The sequence below is a fragment of the Burkholderia sp. BCC1996 genome, assembly GCF_905339955.1.
Lineage (GTDB): Bacteria > Pseudomonadota > Gammaproteobacteria > Burkholderiales > Burkholderiaceae > Burkholderia.
Genome location: NZ_CAJPHM010000004.1, coordinates 63,180 through 80,418, shown reverse-complemented (window position 1 = coordinate 80,418; position 17,239 = coordinate 63,180). Strand labels below are relative to the sequence as shown.

13 protein-coding genes and 1 tRNA gene are annotated in these 17,239 nt (G+C 67.5%); 4 read left to right on the top strand and 10 right to left on the bottom strand.

Annotation, left to right across the window (positions count from 1 at the left end; translation table 11 throughout):
- Positions 1-284: 284 nt before the first annotated feature.
- Positions 285-2,372, top strand: coding sequence for a M3 family metallopeptidase (locus tag U4Z64_RS06555; protein WP_321819507.1), 2,088 nt, complete (start codon positions 285-287; stop codon positions 2,370-2,372).
- A gap of 60 nt (positions 2,373-2,432) precedes the next feature.
- Here U4Z64_RS06555 and dinB read toward each other — a convergent pair whose 3' ends face one another.
- A complete protein-coding gene (dinB, locus tag U4Z64_RS06550) occupies positions 2,433-3,860 on the bottom strand; it encodes a DNA polymerase IV (RefSeq protein ID WP_321819506.1) in 1,428 nt (475 codons plus the stop codon).
- A 209-nt stretch (positions 3,861-4,069) separates the two neighbouring features.
- Here dinB and U4Z64_RS06545 point away from each other — a divergent pair, with 209 nt between their 5' ends.
- Positions 4,070-4,762, top strand: coding sequence for an aspartate/glutamate racemase family protein (locus U4Z64_RS06545; protein ID WP_321808645.1), 693 nt, complete (start codon positions 4,070-4,072; stop codon positions 4,760-4,762).
- 82 nt (positions 4,763-4,844) lie between these two features.
- Here U4Z64_RS06545 and U4Z64_RS06540 read toward each other — a convergent pair.
- Positions 4,845-4,921: transfer RNA gene (locus U4Z64_RS06540), tRNA-Met, on the bottom strand.
- A gap of 181 nt (positions 4,922-5,102) precedes the next feature.
- Here U4Z64_RS06540 and xth point away from each other — a divergent pair.
- The gene (xth, locus tag U4Z64_RS06535; protein ID WP_221622524.1) at positions 5,103-5,879 is read left to right on the top strand and encodes an exodeoxyribonuclease III; all 777 of its coding nucleotides are present in this window, start codon (positions 5,103-5,105) and stop codon (positions 5,877-5,879) included.
- 25 nt (positions 5,880-5,904) lie between these two features.
- Here xth and U4Z64_RS06530 read toward each other — a convergent pair whose 3' ends face one another.
- From U4Z64_RS06530 to glnA, 4 genes are all read right to left on the bottom strand, one after another.
- Complete coding sequence (locus U4Z64_RS06530) at positions 5,905-8,022, bottom strand: prolyl oligopeptidase family serine peptidase (RefSeq protein ID WP_321819505.1); 2,118 nt, start codon at positions 8,020-8,022, stop codon at positions 5,905-5,907.
- Between the two features lie 81 nt (positions 8,023-8,103).
- On the bottom strand, positions 8,104-9,627 hold the full coding sequence (ntrC, locus tag U4Z64_RS06525) for a nitrogen regulation protein NR(I) (RefSeq protein ID WP_321819504.1): 1,524 nt from the start codon (positions 9,625-9,627) through the stop codon (positions 8,104-8,106).
- Positions 9,628-9,673: 46 nt separating this feature from the next.
- Positions 9,674-10,816, bottom strand: a complete 1,143-nt coding sequence (gene glnL, locus U4Z64_RS06520; protein WP_044849106.1) for a nitrogen regulation protein NR(II) — start codon at positions 10,814-10,816, stop codon at positions 9,674-9,676.
- A 161-nt stretch (positions 10,817-10,977) separates the two neighbouring features.
- The gene (gene glnA, locus U4Z64_RS06515) at positions 10,978-12,393 is read right to left on the bottom strand and encodes a type I glutamate--ammonia ligase (protein ID WP_044849105.1); all 1,416 of its coding nucleotides are present in this window, start codon (positions 12,391-12,393) and stop codon (positions 10,978-10,980) included.
- A gap of 405 nt (positions 12,394-12,798) precedes the next feature.
- Here glnA and U4Z64_RS06510 point away from each other — a divergent pair, with 405 nt between their 5' ends.
- On the top strand, positions 12,799-13,263 hold the full coding sequence (locus U4Z64_RS06510) for a rhodanese-like domain-containing protein (RefSeq protein WP_044849104.1): 465 nt from the start codon (positions 12,799-12,801) through the stop codon (positions 13,261-13,263).
- A 147-nt stretch (positions 13,264-13,410) separates the two neighbouring features.
- On the opposite strand, the gene U4Z64_RS06505 is transcribed toward U4Z64_RS06510, so the two are convergent.
- The 4 genes from U4Z64_RS06505 to U4Z64_RS06490 all read right to left on the bottom strand — a co-directional run bounded on the left by U4Z64_RS06505 (position 13,411) and on the right by U4Z64_RS06490 (position 17,142).
- Positions 13,411-14,226, bottom strand: a complete 816-nt coding sequence (locus tag U4Z64_RS06505) for a competence/damage-inducible protein A (protein ID WP_044849103.1) — start codon at positions 14,224-14,226, stop codon at positions 13,411-13,413.
- On the bottom strand, positions 14,223-15,050 hold the full coding sequence (locus U4Z64_RS06500) for an EI24 domain-containing protein (protein ID WP_044849102.1): 828 nt from the start codon (positions 15,048-15,050) through the stop codon (positions 14,223-14,225). Before U4Z64_RS06500 ends, U4Z64_RS06505 begins: the two co-directional genes overlap by 4 nt.
- A gap of 111 nt (positions 15,051-15,161) precedes the next feature.
- A complete protein-coding gene (locus tag U4Z64_RS06495; protein WP_044847671.1) occupies positions 15,162-16,136 on the bottom strand; it encodes a sterol desaturase family protein in 975 nt (324 codons plus the stop codon).
- Between the two features lie 16 nt (positions 16,137-16,152).
- A complete protein-coding gene (locus U4Z64_RS06490) occupies positions 16,153-17,142 on the bottom strand; it encodes a beta-propeller fold lactonase family protein (protein WP_044847670.1) in 990 nt (329 codons plus the stop codon).
- Between the last annotated feature and the right edge of the window lie 97 nt (positions 17,143-17,239).

Here is a 17,239-nt window from a genome sequence, read left to right as displayed (position 1 = left end):
GCGCCTTCGCCCCTCTTGCCCGTCCAGCCGGCGCGCATGCGTGCGCCGGCGTCCCGTCGGCCGCCCGTCGCGGCCGCGTCAGCGCCCTGCCACACTGCCGCGCTCCGCTTCATTCCGCCCCTTTCGACCCTTTCGGGCTCCGCGTCGCCCAGCGCCAATCGCCTCGTTAGAAACTAACGATTGGAAAGCGCGCGTTGCGCCCCAATAATGTCGATATCGGGCGCCGCCGCATCGCGCCTCACCCTTTTCACCCCGGTTCATCCGGCAACAGACAGGGAGTCTTAATGTCCGCCAGCGCCAATACCAATCCGCTCCTCGATTTCTCCGGCCTGCCCCGCTTCGGCGAGATTCGTCCGGAACACGTGACGCCCGCGCTCGACACGCTGCTCGAGGCCGCCAACCGCGCGGTCGACACGGCGAGCGCGCCCGGCACGCCGGCGACCTGGGCCGCGATCGTCGAGACGGTCGAGCAGGCGACGGAGCCGCTTGGGCGTGCATGGGGCGTCGTCGGCCACCTGAACGCGGTCGCCGATACGCCGGAGCTGCGCGCCGCGTACGGCGAAAACCTGCCGCGCGTGACCGAATTCTGGTCGAGCGTCGGCCAGAACCTCGCGCTGTACGAGAAGTACAAGGCGATCGCCGCGAGCGCCGAATACGCGACGCTGTCCGCCGAGCGCAAGAAGATCCTCGACAACGCCCTGCGCGATTTCCGCCTGTCGGGCGCCGAGCTGCCCGAGGATCAGAAGCCGCGTTTCGCGGAATTGCAGGAGCAGCAGGCCGCGCTGTCGAAGGCATTCTCCGACCACGTGCTCGACGCGACCAACGCGTATGCGTATTTCGCGCAGGACGAGGCCGAGCTGGCCGGCCTGCCGGGCGACGCGATCGAAGCGGCCCGCGAGGCCGCGCAGAAGGAAGGCAAGGAAGGCTGGAAGTTCACGCTGCACTTTCCGTCCTACTTCCCGGTGCTGCAGTACGCCGAGAACCGTGCGATGCGCGAGACGCTGTACCGCGCGTATGCGACGCGCGCGTCCGAACTCGGGCCGCAATACGGCGGCGGCAAGGCCGAGTGGGACAACACGGCGATCGTCGCGGACGAACTGAAGCTGCGCCGCGAAGAGGCGCAGATGCTCGGCTACCGCAACTTCGCCGAAGTGTCGCTCGCGCCGAAGATGGCCGAATCGCCGCAACAGGTGATCGCGTTCCTCGAGGATCTCGCGACGCGCGCGCGTCCGCACGCGGACAAGGACTGGGACGAACTGCGCGCGTTCGCCGCGAAGGAACTCGGCCTGACCGAGCTCGCCCCGTGGGACGTCGCGTTCGCGGCCGAGCGGCTGCGTCAGCAACGCTACGCGTTCTCGGAAAACGAGGTCAAGCAGTACTTCCCGGAACCGGCCGTGCTGAAGGGCCTGTTCAACGTCACCGAAACGCTGTTCGGCGTGCGGATCAAGCCGGACGACGCACCGGTGTGGCACAAGGACGTGCGCTTCTTCCGCGTGGAGAACCGCGACGGCTCGCTCGTCGCGCAGTTCTATCTCGACCTGTACGCACGCGAAGGCAAGCGCGGCGGCGCGTGGATGGACGATGCGCGTGCGCGCGCCAAGCGCGGCGACGCCGTGCAGACGCCGGTCGCGTACCTGACCTGCAACTTCTCGGCACCCGTCGGCGGCAAGCCCGCCTGCTTCACGCACGACGAGGTCATCACGCTGTTCCATGAATTCGGCCACGGGCTGCATCACATGCTCACGCGCGTCGACGAGCTCGGCGTGTCGGGCATCAACGGCGTCGAATGGGATGCGGTCGAGCTGCCGTCGCAGTTCATGGAAAACTTCTGCTGGGAATGGGACGTGCTGTCGTCGATGTCGTCGCACGTCGATACGGGCGCCGCGCTGCCGCGCGAGCTGTTCGACAAGATGATCGCCGCGAAGAACTTCCAGAGCGGCCTCGGCACGCTGCGCCAGATCGTGTTCTCGATGTTCGACATGCTGCTGCACGTCGACTTCGACCCGGCCGGCACGACCGGCGTGAATGCGTTCGCGCGCGAGATCAACGAGCGCTACCACGTGATCCCGCAGGCCGCGTTCTCGCGCTGGCCGAACACGTTCAGCCACATCTTCGCGGGCGGCTATGCGGCCGGCTACTACAGCTACAAGTGGGCCGAGGTGCTGTCGGCCGACGCGTACGCGGCGTTCGAGGAAGCGGCCGCCGCCAGCGGCAGCGTGCTCGACGCGGCGACCGGCACGCGCTATCGCCGCGAAATCCTCGAAGTCGGCGGCAGCCGGCCGGCGATGGATTCGTTCAAGGCGTTCCGCGGCCGCGAGCCGGAAATCGACGCGCTGCTGCGTCACAACGGGATGGCCTCGCCCGCGCACTGAGCGCGCGCTGTCCGGCTTGTCCGGTTGCATCGAAAGGCACCGCTGCGGCGGTGCCTTTTTTCATGGCGTGGGAGGTTTGTCGTTGGCGGTGTTCGCCTCGTTCGCCTCGTTCGCCTCGTTCGCGCCGTTCACGTCGTTCGGGTCGGTTGCGTCGGTTGCGTCGGTTGCGTCGGTTGCGTCGGTTGCCGCGTTGGCGTTGGCGTTGGCGTTGGCGTTGGCGTTGGCGTTGGCGTTGGCAGCGGCAGCGGCAGCGGCAGCGGCAGCGGCAGCGGCAGCGGCAGCGGCAGCGGCGGCGGCAGCGGCAGCGGCAGCGGCGTCAGTATCAGCCCCCTCGTCCGCATCGTCATCGAACAGCGAAAACTGCCCGTGACGTTCGGCCGTGTCCTCGTCGATGCGCACGCCCACGCCGAGCAACCGCACGGCCTGCGCGCGCCGTTGCAGCCCCTTCGCGAGCAGCGTGACGGCCGTCTGCGCATTCGTCGCGTCGGCCACGCACTCGACCGTCGTACGCTGGAAATCGGCGAAGCGGATCTTCACGTAGAGCTTGCGGATCGTGCGGGCCGCGCCCGCGCGTGCGATGCGCGCGTCGAGCTGCACGACGAGGCGGCGGATCTCGTCCGCGCATTGCTCGAGCGTCGTCAGGTCGGTCACGTAGGTCGTCTCGACGCTGACCGACTTGCGCTCCTGGTCGGCCCGCACCGGCCGCTCGTCGATGCCGCGCGCCAGCTGGTACAGCCGCCGGCCGAACGCACCGAACTCGCGATGCAGGTCGATCAGCGACCAGCCGCGCAACTGCGCGCAGGTCTGGATGCCCAGCCGGTCGAGCCGCGCGGCCGTCACCTGGCCGACGCCGTGCAGCTTGCGCACCGGCAGCGCCGCGACGAACGCATCGACTTCGTGCGGGCGCACGACGAACAGGCCGTCGGGCTTGTTCCAGTCGGACGCGATCTTCGCGATGAACTTGTTCGGCGCGACACCCGCCGACACCGTCACGCCGACCGTGTCGTACACGCGCTGGCGAATCTCCCGCGCAATCAGCGTGGCGCTGCCCTGGCACAGCTGCGAACCGCTGACGTCGAGGTACGCCTCGTCGAGCGACAGCGGCTCGACGTCGTGCGTGTAGTCGCGATAGATCGCCATGATCTGCCGCGACGCCGCACGGTACTTGTCCATCGCGGACGGCAGGATCAGCAGGTCCGGACACTTGCGCATCGCGAGCGCCGACGACATCGCGGAATGCACGCCGTAGCGCCGCGCCTCGTAGTTGCAGGTCGCGATCACGCCGCGCTGGTCGGGCCGGCCGCCGACGGCGAGCGGCCGGTTGCGCAGCGACGGGTCGTCGCGCATCTCGACCGACGCGTAAAAGCAGTCGCAGTCGCAGTGGATGATCTTGCGCACGCGCGACGGCGCGTCGCCGGGCGGCGACCCGCGCGGATCGGCAGGCGGGATGATGGTCGGATTCACGGTGCCGATACTGTACAAAAACACAGTGCCCGTTTCAACTGTCGCGTGCTGCCGCGTTCGGCCGACGGCCGACGCCCGGCGCAGCCGGAACGCCTCGAATCGCCTCCACCCGCTCGCCGGCCACCCCCGACCGGCAATGCCGTACAGGTCCGCTTCGCGCGGATCGTACCGCCGCGCGCCCGGACCGGCCCCTATACTCGTCGGCCACGACATATGAAACGCACAGGTGACGGATGAAAACGATCGGACTCATCGGCGGGATGAGCTGGGAATCGTCGGCCGAGTACTACCGGATGATCAATCGCCATTCGAAGGCGCTGCACGGCGGCCATCACAACGCGAAGAGCGTGCTGGTCACGGTGGATTTCGCGGAGATCGAAGCGCTGCAGCGCGCGCAGGACTGGGCCGCGCTCGGCGAACGGATGGCCGATGCCGCGCGTCGGCTCGAAGCGGCCGGCGCCGATCTCGTCGTGCTGACGACCAACACGATGCACCGCGTGCACGGCGCGATCGAGGCTGCCGTATCGCTGCCGTTCCTGCACATCGCCGATCCGACCGGCGCCGCGCTGCGCGCCGCCGGCGTCGAGCGCGTCGCGCTGCTCGGCACGCGCTACACGATGGAGCTGCCGTTCTATGCGGAGCGCCTGCGCGACAAGTTCGGCCTCGACGTGCTGGTGCCGGATGAATCGGCGCGCAACGACGTGCACCGGATCATCTACGACGAGCTGTGTCATGGCGTGATCGATGCCGGGTCGCGCGCGACCTACGTGTCGATCATCGAGGAACTGGCGAAACGCGGCGCGCAGGCGGTGATACTCGGCTGTACGGAAATCACGCTGCTGATCGGCGCGGACGATGTGCCGCTGCCGGTGTTCGACACGACCGCGCTGCATGCGAAGGCGGCGGTCGAGTGGGCGGCGGGCTGAAAACAAAAAACCCGGCACGGGGCCGGGTTCCTGTCGACGAAGCGCGCATCGGTCACTTGCGCTGCACATCGTCTGGTGTGCTTGGTTGCGGGGGTAGGATTTGAACCTACGACCTTCGGGTTATGAGCCCGACGAGCTGCCAGACTGCTCCACCCCGCGTCAGAGAAATAAATTATAGGGTGATGAAGCACTCACGTCAATACTTTTGTCACAAATTCTTCGCAGGCCGTCGATATCGACACGCACGGCACCGGCTTCGCATCGTGTGTCGCGCGCGTTCGCGCCCCGTGCTCGCGGTAAGATGGCGGCCTTCGCATTCACCCCGCACGCATTCCCGTTCATGAAAATCGCCACCTGGAACGTCAACTCGCTCAACGTCCGCAAGCAGCACGTGCTCGACTGGCTCGCGCAAAGCGGAGCCGACGTGCTGTGCCTGCAGGAACTGAAGCTGCCGGACGAGAAATATCCGCGCGCCGATCTCGAAGCGATCGGCTACCGCAGCTGGTTCGCGGGCCAGAAGACCTACAACGGCGTCGCGATCCTCGCGCGCGACACGCTCGCCGTCGACGAATCGGACGTCGTGCGCAACATCCCCGGCTTCGACGACGCGCAGCAGCGCGTGGTCGCCGTGACGGTCGAAGGCGTGCGCATCGTGTCCGCATATTTCCCGAACGGCCAGGCACCCGACTCCGACAAGTTCGTCTACAAGATGCAGTGGCTCGATGCGCTGCAGGCGTGGCTGGGCACCGAGATGCAGCGCTACCCGAAGCTCGCGCTGCTCGGCGACTACAACATCGCGCCGGAAGACCGCGACGTGCACGACCCGGCGAAATGGGAAGGCCAGAACCTCGTGTCGCCGCAGGAGCGCGCGCACTTCGCGAAGCTGATCGAACTCGGCTTCGTCGATGCGTTCCGCCGCTTCGAGCAGCCCGAGAAGACCTTCACGTGGTGGGACTACCGGATGTTCGCGTTCCGCCGCAACGCGGGGCTGCGCATCGACCACATCCTGCTGTCGCCGGCGCTCGCCGAAACCTGCACGTCGTGCGAGGTCGATCGCGTGCCGCGCACGTGGGAACAGCCGTCCGACCACACGCCTGTGATCGCGGTCGTCAGCTGAACGCCCTGCCCGCTCGCGCCTGCGCTCAACCGCGCGCGGGCGCGGGCCCGAGATGCGCCCACAGGAAGCCGAATTCCGCCGCATCGGATTCGGCACGCTCAAGATCGTCGGCGCTGCCGTGGCCGCCGTCGGTGTTCTCCCAGTACCACACCCGTTCGTGTCCGAGCGCATGCATGCGCGCGGCCATCTTGCGCGCATGCGCGGGATGCACGCGGTCGTCGCGCGTCGACGTCGTCAGCAGCAGCGGCGGATACGCAACGCCTTCGCGCACGCGGTGATACGGCGAGTAGGCGGCGAGCGCCGCGCCCTCGCGCGCATCGTCCGGATCGCCGTACTCGTCGAGCCACGCGGCGCCCGCGTGCAGCTTCGGATAGCGCCGCATGTCGAGCAGCGGCACGCGGCACAGCACCGCGCCGAACAGTTCCGGGCGCTGCACCATGCATGCGCCGACCAGCAGCCCGCCGTTGCTGCCGCCCTCGATGCCGAGTTGCGCAGCCGTCGTCACGCCGGTGCGGATCAGGTCCTCGGCCACCGCGATAAAGTCGTCGAACGAGCGCTGCCGATGCTCGCGTTGCGCGTCGACGTGCCAGCCCGGTCCGAATTCGCCGCCGCCGCGGATGTGCGCGAACGCCGCGACGCCGCCGCGTTCGAGCCATGCGATGCCGAGTGCATCGCTGTAGCCCGGCAGGTTCGGAATCGCGAAGCCGCCATAGCCTGACAGCAGGCACGGCCGCGCGACGCGGGCGCTGCCGTCGGGATGCGCCAGGCCATCGAGCGCATCACGCGGCCCGATCAGCGTGTACGGCACGACCGTGCCGTCGCGCGAGCGGGCATTCGCGCGACGCACGACGAGCCCGGCCGCATCGAACCGCACCGGCGGCCGGTCGAGCAGCACGCGACGCGACGGCGCATCGGCCGCGCGATCGGCCAGATCGGCGAGCCAGCATTCGGGCGGATCGAGATAGGTGTCGACGTCCACGTACACGTCGTCGTTCAGCGTCGACTCGACCGGCTCGACGTCGATCTGCGCGTCGCCCGGCCATTCGAACGGCCGCGCGTGCCACGTCCATGCGCCGTCCTCACCCTGGCGCGGCTGCCACAGCATCGTGCGGTTGTGCACATCGTCGAGCCAGCTCGCGATCAGCATCGTGCGCGTGTGCGTCCACGTGCACGCGGAAGTCGACGGCCGCGGCTCGAACAGCGTCGTGAGCTCGCGCGACCCGGCGAGGAACGCCTGCTCGCGGATCGCGAGCAGCGAGCCGCCCGAGTGACGCACGCCGCCGCAGTCCCAGTCGAGCCGCGGCTCCAGCATCAGCCAGCCTTCCCAGAAACCGACCTCGACGTGCGTCGGCACGTCGTAGCGCGCCCACTCGCCCGCGTCGGTCAGCCGGTATGCATGCGCGTCGAAGAAATCGACGCTGCGCCACGCGACGTGGCGGCCGTCGATCGGATCGAACCCGGCGCCCGCGCTGATGTCGTCGGGTTCGCCGCGGAACACCACCGGCGCATCGGCGAGCGGCGTGCCGCGCACCCAGCGGCGCGCTTCGTACGGATAGCCGGCGGCGGTCGCATGCGCCTCGCCGCGATCCCAGCTCACGTAGACGGTGTCGCGGTCGATCCAGCCTATCGTGTGATTCCCGGGCACGTCGATCGTGAAGCCGCCGTCGACGAAACGGCGCTGCACGAGGTCGAATTCGCGCACGACGACCGCGTCGGCGCCGCCCGGCGACAACGACAGCAGCGCGCGGTCGCCGTCCGGGTACAGGATCGCGTCCTGCTCGAACACCCACGACTCGCCCTCTTGCGCGCCGAGCGCGTCGACGTCGAGCAGCGTTTCCCACTCGGGCCGGCCCGCGCGCCAGTCGTCCCAGCGCGCGCGGCGCCACAGTCCCTTCGGATGGAGATCGTCCTGCCACAGGTCGTACGCCCAGTCGCGCCAGCGGGTCGGAATCACCGGGCGTTCGCGCGGCAGATACGCCTGCGCGAGCCGCGCGGTCAGCGCGCGATACGCGTCGTCGTCGCGCAGCGCGACCCGCGTGCGCGCGTTCTGCTCGTCGACCCACGCACGGGCACGCTTGCTGTCGAGCGCTTCGAGAAAACGGAAGGGATCGGCCCCGGCGGGCCAGCGGAAGGAATCGGACATGACGGGAGCGCACGTGACGGCAAACCGCGATTATGTCCGATCGCGGCATGCGCGACGCACGCGCATGCCGCGACAGAGGCTTTACGGCTCCAGATGCAGTTCCTGGATCTTGCGCGTGATCGTGTTGCGGCCGATGCCGAGCCGCTCTGCCGCCTCGACCTTGCGGCCGCGCGTGAAATCGAGCGCCTCGCGGATCACGGCCGCCTCGAAGCGGCGCGCGAGCTCGTCCATCACGTCGGCCGAATTCTCGCGCAACAGCCGCGCGACTTCCGTGCGCAACCCGCTTTCCCACATCGGATAGCCGGCCGGCGCGCCGTTCGGCGCGGCCGCGACGGGCGCAGCCGTCAATGGCGCACCCACCGCCGGCTGCACGCGCGCGATGTCGCCACCGCCCATGCCGGTGCCGGCGTGCGCATCCGCGCCGTCGGCCGTCGCCGTCACCGGCGCGCCTGCCGGCACGAGGTCGGGCGGCAGGTCCTTGATCTCGACCGTCTGCGCGGGCGCCATCACGGTCAGCCAGTTCGCGAGATTCTCGAGCTGACGCACGTTGCCCGGAAACGTGAGCGACGTCAGATACGCGAGCGCTTCGTCGGACACGCGCTTCGGCTCGACGCCGAGATCGCGCGCGCTCTTCTGCAGGAAGTGGCGCGTGAGCAGCGCGATGTCCTCGCTGCGTTCGCGCAGCGGCGGCAGCCGCAGCCGGATCACGTTGAGCCGGTGGTAAAGGTCCTCGCGGAACAGCCCCTGCCGCACGCGCGACTCGAGATTCTGGTGCGTCGCGGCGATCACGCGCACGTTCGCGCGCAGCGGGTTGTGGCCGCCGACCCGATAGAACTGGCCGTCCGACAGCACGCGCAACAGGCGCGTCTGCAGGTCGAACGGCATGTCGCCGATTTCGTCGAGGAACAGCGTGCCGTTCTCGGCCTGCTCGAAGCGGCCCTGGCGCGTCGTCTGCGCGCCGGTGAACGCGCCGCGCTCATGGCCGAACAGTTCGGATTCGAGCAGGTCCTTCGGAATCGCCGCGGTATTCAGCGCGATGAACGGCCCGTTCGCGCGCGGGCTGTGACGGTGCAGCGCCCGCGCGACGAGCTCCTTGCCGGTGCCCGACTCGCCGGTGATCAGCACGGTCGCGGCCGAGTGCGACAGGCGGCCGATCGCGCGGAACATGTCCTGCATCGCGGGCGCCTGGCCGAGCATCTCGGGCGCTTCGGCCACACGCTCGTCCTGCGGCGCGCCGCCGCGCAAGCTCTCCTCGACCGCGCGGCGAATCAGCTCGACCGCCTTGTCGACGTCGAACGGCTTCGCGAGATATTCGAACGCGCCGCCCTGAAACGCCGCGACGGCGCTGTCGAGATCGGAGAACGCCGTCATGATGATGACGGGCAGGCCCGGCAGGCGCTCGTGCATCGCCTGCAACAGCTCGAGGCCGGAGCCGCCCGGCATCCGGATGTCGGACACGAGCACCTGCGGCGTCTCGTGGTCGAGCGCGGCCAGCGCGTCGCGCACGTTCGCGAAGCTCTTCGTCGCGAAGCTGTCCCGGGCGAGTGCCTTTTCGAGCACCCAGCGGATCGATTGATCGTCGTCTACTATCCAGATCGGCTTCATAGGTCGGTCAGGTATGGGTGAATCCGGTGAATCGCCATGCAGCCGCTCAATGATCGAGCGGCAGCAGGATCTGAAATTCGGTACGACCGGGCCGGCTCTCGACCTCGATCATCCCGTCGTGCTGCTGCACGAACGTCTGCGCGAGCGTGAGGCCGAGGCCGCTGCCGTCGTCGCGCCCGGACACGAGCGGGTAGAAGATCCGGTCGCGGATCTCCTCCGGAATGCCGGGCCCGTTGTCGACCACGTGCAAGTCCAGTGCCAGCCTGTACAGGCGCTTCGCGATCGTCACCTTGCGTGCGATACGCGTGCGCAGCTCGATCTTCGCGTCGCCCTGCGCGATCCGCTCGCGCAGCGCCTGCGCCGCGTTGCGCACGATGTTCAGCAGCGCCTGGATCAGCTGCTCCTTGTCGCCGCGCAGGTCCGGCACGCTCACGTCGTAGTCGCGCTCGATGGTGAGCCCGCGCGGAAATTCCGCGAGCATCACCGCGCGCACGCGTTCGCATACTTCATGAATGTTCACGTCGCCGACGATGTGCGGATGCCGATGCGGCTCCAGCAACCGGTCGACGAGCGTCTGCAGGCGGTCGGACTCCTTGATGATCACCTGCGTGTATTCGCGCAACTCGCCGCGCTCGCGCCCGCTCAGTTCGAATTCGAGCAGCTGGGCTGCGCCGCGAATGCCGCCGAGCGGGTTCTTGATCTCGTGCGCGAGGTTGCGGATCAGTTGCTTGTTGACCGCGGTCAGGTCGTGGATGCGCTCCTCGCGATCGGTGCGCGACTGCCGTTCGTTCTCGAACAGCTCGACGAGCACGAAATCGGGCACGGTCTCGAGGAAGCCGACGATCGCATGCACGTGCAGCGGCTCGCGGCCGGGCCGGTCGAGCACGGTATCGAGATGCGTCGCGTGAAAGCGCTCCTGGCCGATCGCGGTGATCGTCGACGCGAGTTCGTTCGCATTCGGGAAAATCTCGCCCCACGGCCGCTGCGCGAGCTGCCGGCGCGAGATGTCGAGCATCGCCTCCGCGGACGGGTTCGCGAACGCGACCCGCAGCGTCTTGCGGTCGAGCACGATCACGGCCGTCGGCAGCGCTTCCAGCCCCGCAAGCAGGCCCGAGCGCGCGAGCCGCTCGTCTTCCGTCAGTCGCTCGGGCTGCCCCGTCTTCGCCTTGATGAGATTCTTCAGAGCCATCGTGCGTGTCGTCGCGCGTTACCGGGTCGGAAATTGGAAATTTTCGGAACAAAAAAGGGACGGCTGGACGCCGTCCCCCTTCAGACTCCGCGGTTCCCGCCGCAGGCCACGCGACGGGAACGAACCGGCATGACGGCGCTGAATCGAAGCGCCATCGCCGATTACAGCGAGTAGTACATCTCGAACTCGATCGGATGCGTCGTCATGCGGAACTTCGCCAGCTCCTGCTCCTTCAGCGCGAGGTACGCATCGATCATGCCGTCGGTGAACACGCCACCGCGCGTCAGGAACTCGCGATCCTTGTCGAGCGCTTCCAGTGCCTGGTCGAGGCCTGCGCAGACGGTCGGGATCTTTGCGTCCTCTTCCGGCGGCAGGTCGTACAGGTTCTTGTCGGCGGCTTCGCCCGGATGGATCTTGTTCTGGATCCCGTCGAGGCCGGCCATCATCAGCGCCGTGAAGCACAGGTACGGGTTCGCCATCGGATCCGGGAAGCGCGTTTCGATACGGCGACCCTTCGGGTTCGACACGTGCGGAATGCGGATCGATGCCGAACGGTTGCGCGCCGAGTAGGCGAGCTTGACCGGTGCTTCGAAGTGCGGGACCAGACGCTTGTACGAGTTCGTCGTCGGGTTCGTGATCGCGTTCAGCGCACGGGCGTGCTTGATGATGCCGCCGATGTAGAACAGCGCCAGTTCCGACAGGCCCGCGTAGCCGTTACCCGCGAACAGGTTCTGGCCGTCCTTCCAGATCGACTGGTGAACGTGCATGCCCGAACCGTTGTCGCCGACGACCGGCTTCGGCATGAACGTCGCCGTCTTGCCGTACGAGTGCGCGACGTTGTGGATGATGTACTTCGACCATTGCGTCCAGTCGGCGCGCTGCACGAGCGTCGAGAACTTCGTGCCGATTTCGTTCTGGCCCTGGCCCGCCACTTCGTGGTGGTGCACTTCGACCGGGATGCCGAGCTGTTCGAGCAGCAGGCACATTTCCGAACGCATGTCCTGGAACGTGTCGACCGGCGCGACCGGGAAGTAGCCGCCCTTCGTGCCCGGACGGTGGCCCGTGTTGCCGCCTTCGAATTCCTTGGCCGAGGACCACGGTGCTTCTTCCGAGTTGATCTTCACGAAGCAGCCCGACATGTCCGTGTTCCACTGGACCGAGTCGAAAATGAAGAATTCCGGTTCCGGACCGAAGTAGGCGGTATCGCCGATGCCCGTGCTCTTCAGGTACGCTTCGCCGCGCTTCGCGAGCGAACGCGGGTCGCGCTCGTAGCCCTTGCCGTCGGCCGGCTCGACCACGTCGCAGGTCAGCACGAGGGTCGACTCTTCATAGAACGGGTCGACGAATGCGGCGCTCGGATCCGGCATGAGCAGCATGTCCGACGCCTCGATGCCCTTCCAGCCGGCGATCGACGAGCCGTCGAATGCATGGCCGCTTTCGAACTTGTCTTCGTCAAACGCCGAAACCGGCACCGACACGTGCTGTTCCTTGCCGCGCGTATCCGTGAAGCGGAAATCGACAAACTTGACGTCCTCGTCCTTCACGAGCTGCATGACGTCGGCGACGGTTTTACTCATAACCTCTTCTCCTGATTGAACAATTCCGGCGGACTGGGAACCGCCTCGTTTATCGAGCTGCCCGGAGTCTGGCTTTGGCGCAGCGTGCCCCGGGTCGACCGAATTCTATATAGCAGCTTCCGTGCCAACCATCGCAAAACCGACGCGAATCACGCCGACCCGCGCCGTAGCGGGGCCCGGCTGCGCGATTCCGGGGCCGGGCGCCGCACCGGCGGCGGCGCCTCCGCACCGCAACGGTGCAATCCCGGGGAGGCGACGGCGTCGACGAATCTTTTTGGTGCATTCGTGCCATTCTGCACTCTTTTGGTGAGCGCGTGGGCGGTGCATGCGCCACCGGGCACGCGGACATCCGCGCGGCGGCGCCGCGCTAGAATGTTCGTTTGACCGATACGGAGACCTCCTGCCATGAGTACGCTCGACCAGCTTTACGCGAAGGCCGAAGAACGCCGCGCCCAAGGCGCCCTCAACTATGCCGGCGCCCTGCTGCCGGCCGAGGCATTCGAACTGCTGCAGCTCGACCCGTCGGCACGCCTCGTCGACGTGCGCACCCGCGCCGAGCTCGACTGGATCGGCCGCCCGCTCGTCGGCGACGGCCAGTACCTGCACCTCGAATGGACGCGCTATCCGGGCGGCGTGCCGAACGCCGAATTCATCGATCAACTGAAAGCGGCCCTCCCGGCCGATACGCCGATCCTGTTCCTGTGCCGCAGCGCCGCGCGCTCGAAGCTCGCCGCGGTCGCGTCGACGCAGGCCGGCTTCACGAAGGCCTTCGACCTGCTCGAAGGCTTCGAGGGCGGCAAGGATGCCGAAGGCCACCGCAAGACGGTCGACGGCTGGTGCTTCCGGAAACTGCCGTGGATCGGCGCCTGACGGCGCATCCGCCCAGGCACGCCCGACTGCCACATCGTCGAGCCGGGCGATGACATCCCGATGACGGGCCGCGTTGCGCGGCCCGTGGTTTTTGCAGGGCCGTTCAACGGCCCGCATGCGCGATCGACGCGCGCGGCCTTCAGGCCTTCAGGCGCGCGGCGCCTCCGGTTCGACCACGTCGCCGCCGAGCAGGTGCACGCCTTCGCGCAGCTTCACGAACGCGGCCGCGACCGCCTCCGGCTCGCCCTTCACGCCGAGGTCGATATGCCGGCGCGCATAGATCCCGCCGCGCTCGGCATCGCCGACGCTCGGCAGGCTGAACACGCGCACGCTCGGGAAATCGCGCTCGATCTTCTCCATCAGCGGCGTTAGCGTCGACTCCGGCAGTTCGAACACGTACAGCGAGCGCTCCGCGTGCGGCGTCGCGTGATGGAGATGCCGGTACTTCGTGTCGAGCACCCATTCGATCATCGGCCACGCCATCACCGGGAAGCCCGGCACGAAATGGAGATCGCCGACCGAGAAACCGGGAATCCGGTTATAGCCGTTCGGGATGATCGTCGCGCCCGCCGGGAACACGCCCATGTTGAAGCGATGCTGGTTTTCCGGCGATTCGAAGTCGACCGGCGTGGCCGCATCGGTGTGCGTCTCGCGAATGCGCTCCGAGATCAGCGCCTTCGCTTCCGGATGCAGCACGAGCGGCACGCCGAGCGCGGCGGCCGCGCATTGGCGCGTGTGGTCGTCCGGCGTCGCGCCGATCCCGCCCGTGGAGAACACGATGTCGCCCGACGCGATCGCGCGCGCGAGCGTCGCGGTGATCCGCGCCGGATCGTCGCCGACGTATTCGGCCCAGTCGAGCGCGAGGCCGCGCGCGCCGAGCAGTTCGATGACCTTCGCCAGATGCTTGTCCTGCCGGCGGCCCGAAAGGATTTCGTCGCCGATGATGATGATGCCGATGCTCATGCCTGCCCCATGTCGATTGCGGTGGCGCGCGAACTCGCGCGCAGGTCGTCCAGCGCGCGCAGGCAATAGTGCCCGAACCACAGCGCCGAGAAGACGAGGATGAAAGCGTAAACCCAGATCATGGCCGCCGCCACGAACGGAAACAGCACCATCATCCAGACCGACGACACCCACACGAAGGTCGGCACGGTGCCGAGCAGCCCGGTCGCGACGCCGATGCCGATCAGCGGCCAGCGATGCTGGCGCACGAGCGCGCGGCGTTCGTCGCGGCTCGCGTGCTGCGCGAGCGCGTCGTAGGTCATCACGCGGTACGTGAGCCAGCCCCAGATCACCGGCGGCAGCAACGCGAAGAACGGCGGGATCAGCCACAGCGGAATCGTGACGACGAGCAGCACGACGCCCACGATCGCCGCGCCGAGCGAATTGAACACGCTGCCGAAGAACGTGCCGCCCCGCTTCGCCTCCAGTGCGGCGAACTGCCGGTTCGACAGGTGCCTGATCACGACCGGCATCGAGATCGTCGCGATCAGCAGCAGCACGGTCAGCACGATCAGCGGAATCGCGAGCGACACGACGACGAACGGCGCGACGACCGCATGCAGCTGCGACATCCCGAGCGCGTCGAACGCGCGGTACAGCGCGGCGGTCAGCACGAAGCCGTCGAGCGCGCCGCGCGCGGCGTCGATCAGCGTCTGCCACGAGAACCACAGCACGACGCCCCACAGCAGCGCGGAGACGACGAACGGCATCAGGGTGAGCCACAGCATGCGCGGGTGCAGCGCGCTGGCGAACGCCCGGACGAAGGAGCGCAGCAAGTCGTTCATGCGAACCTGTATCGACGATGAAAAACGGGAAAAGGATAAACCACACGGCCCGCATGCGCCAAAGCGCATGCGGGCCGTGCGGGAAAGCCGTTCAACGGGAAAGTGACGCGCTCAGGCGGACGCCGCGCCGCGCTTCGCGGGAACGAGGCGCCGGAAGATCCGCACGAACGCGAGGCCGTGCTGCGCCCAGAAGCCTTCGCCGTAGGACACGCCTTCGACCTGCTCGCGGATGCCGGTCGGCTCGACCGTGCGGTTCCACGACGCGGTGCCGAACATCATGTCCCACCACGGGAACAGCACGCCGAAGTTGCAGCCGTACTTGGTGCCTTCGTGGCCATAGCCGACCGCATGGTGGCGCCGGTGGAAGGTCGGGCTCACGAGCAGGCGCTCGCCGAGCCAGCCGAACGACAGCCGCGCATTCGTATGCTGGATGCTCTGCACGAAGTTCGTGACCGCGGTCAGCACGACGAACTGCGACGGCGTCACGCCGATCACGAGCGCGATCGCCGCGAAGAAGCACGATTGCAGCACGTTGTCGAGCAGGTGGTTGCGGTCGTCGCACCACAACGACATCTGCCGCTGGCTGTGATGCACCGCGTGCAGCTCCCACCAGATGCCGAACTTGTGCTGCCAGCGGTGATACCAGTAGCCGGCGAAGTCGAGCACGACGAGGTAGATCGCGAACGCGACGATCGGCCGCGAGGTCACGCCCGGCCACAGATAATCGAGGTTGACGTTCGCAACGCCGTGCAGGCGCAGCCACGCCTGGAAGCGGTCGAACACCGGCTGCAGCGCGAAGAAGAAGAACAGCGTGTAGATGCCGAGCTTCGAGATCGCGGTATAGATCACGTCGACCCGCACCGCGCGGCGGTTCTTCCAGCGCTCGACGGGCGCGAGCGCCTCGAGCGGGCGCAGCAGCGCGAACATCAGCACCATCTGGAGCGCGCCGATGATCACCCAGTACAGCGCGTCGTAGGTGTCCTCGTCATAGTCCATCAGGTTGAACTTGAAGAGGAGCGGCTGCACGACGTCGACGTACAGCCAGGTCTGGATGTCCGACACGAACGCATCGATCAGGTGCAGCATCGTCCGCCTCCGCCCGTCACGCGCCGTTCGCAGCCTTCCACGGCGCGCGGTCGTAGAAGTAGATGCCGTGCGGCGAACGGCCGACGGAGATCGTCTGCACCAGCTTGCGCGACGCCAGGTCGATGATCCCGACCTTCTTCGCGAAGCGGAACGTCACCCACAGCGTCTTCTTGTCGGCGGACAGCTCCATGTCGTCCGGGCCCGGCAGCAGGCCGGTGATGTCACCGACCTTGGTGAGCGTGTTCTCGTCGATGATGCTGATCGTGTTCGCGACCCGGTTCGTGATCGCGACGTGCGTGCCGTCGGCGAGCGAGCGGAAGTTGTGCGCGCCCTTGCCGGTCTGGATGGTCTTCACGACCTTCTGATTGCGCCAGTCGACGACCGCGACGTAATCGGCGCCCGTCATGCCGACCAGCAGGTACTTGTCGTCCGGCGTCATCCACAGGCCCGCCGGCACGTTGCCGACCGGCATCTTCCACTTGACCGTCTGCGTCGCGAGGTCGACCGCCGCGATCTCGCCGGACACCTGCAGCGACACGAGCACGGTCTTGCTGTCCTTCGTGAACGCGATGTGGCTCGGCATCACCGCGAGCGGCAAGCGCTTCACGAGATGCAGGTCGCGGCCGTCGTAGCTGTAGATGTCGAGCCGGTCGAGGCGCAGCCCGGTCGACACGAACCACTTGTTGTCGGGCGAGAAGCCGAGCTGGTACGGATCCTCGATGCCTTCGACCGTGCGCTGCAGCTTGCCCGTCTTCGGATCGACGAACATCAGGCTGTTCGAGACCGAATTCGCGACGATCAGCGACGAATTGTCCGGCGTCGCCATCAGGTGGTGCGGCTCCTTGCCGGTCGGCATCGTGCCGACGACCTGGCGGGTCTGCTGGTCGATCAGGGAAAGCGTCGCTTCGGCCGAATTGAGGATGATCACGTTATTCGCGTGCGCGGCAGGCGCCAGCACGGCGGCGGCCAGCGCAAGCGTGCGGCCGAAGGAAAGGAAAGTGCGCATGAAGACTCACGTCGTGGAACAGCAGTGATTGTAAAACGCTCGACCGGCCCTGCCGGTTGACGGAAGTCGGCCCTGCGCCACTTCGACGCACGCCGCG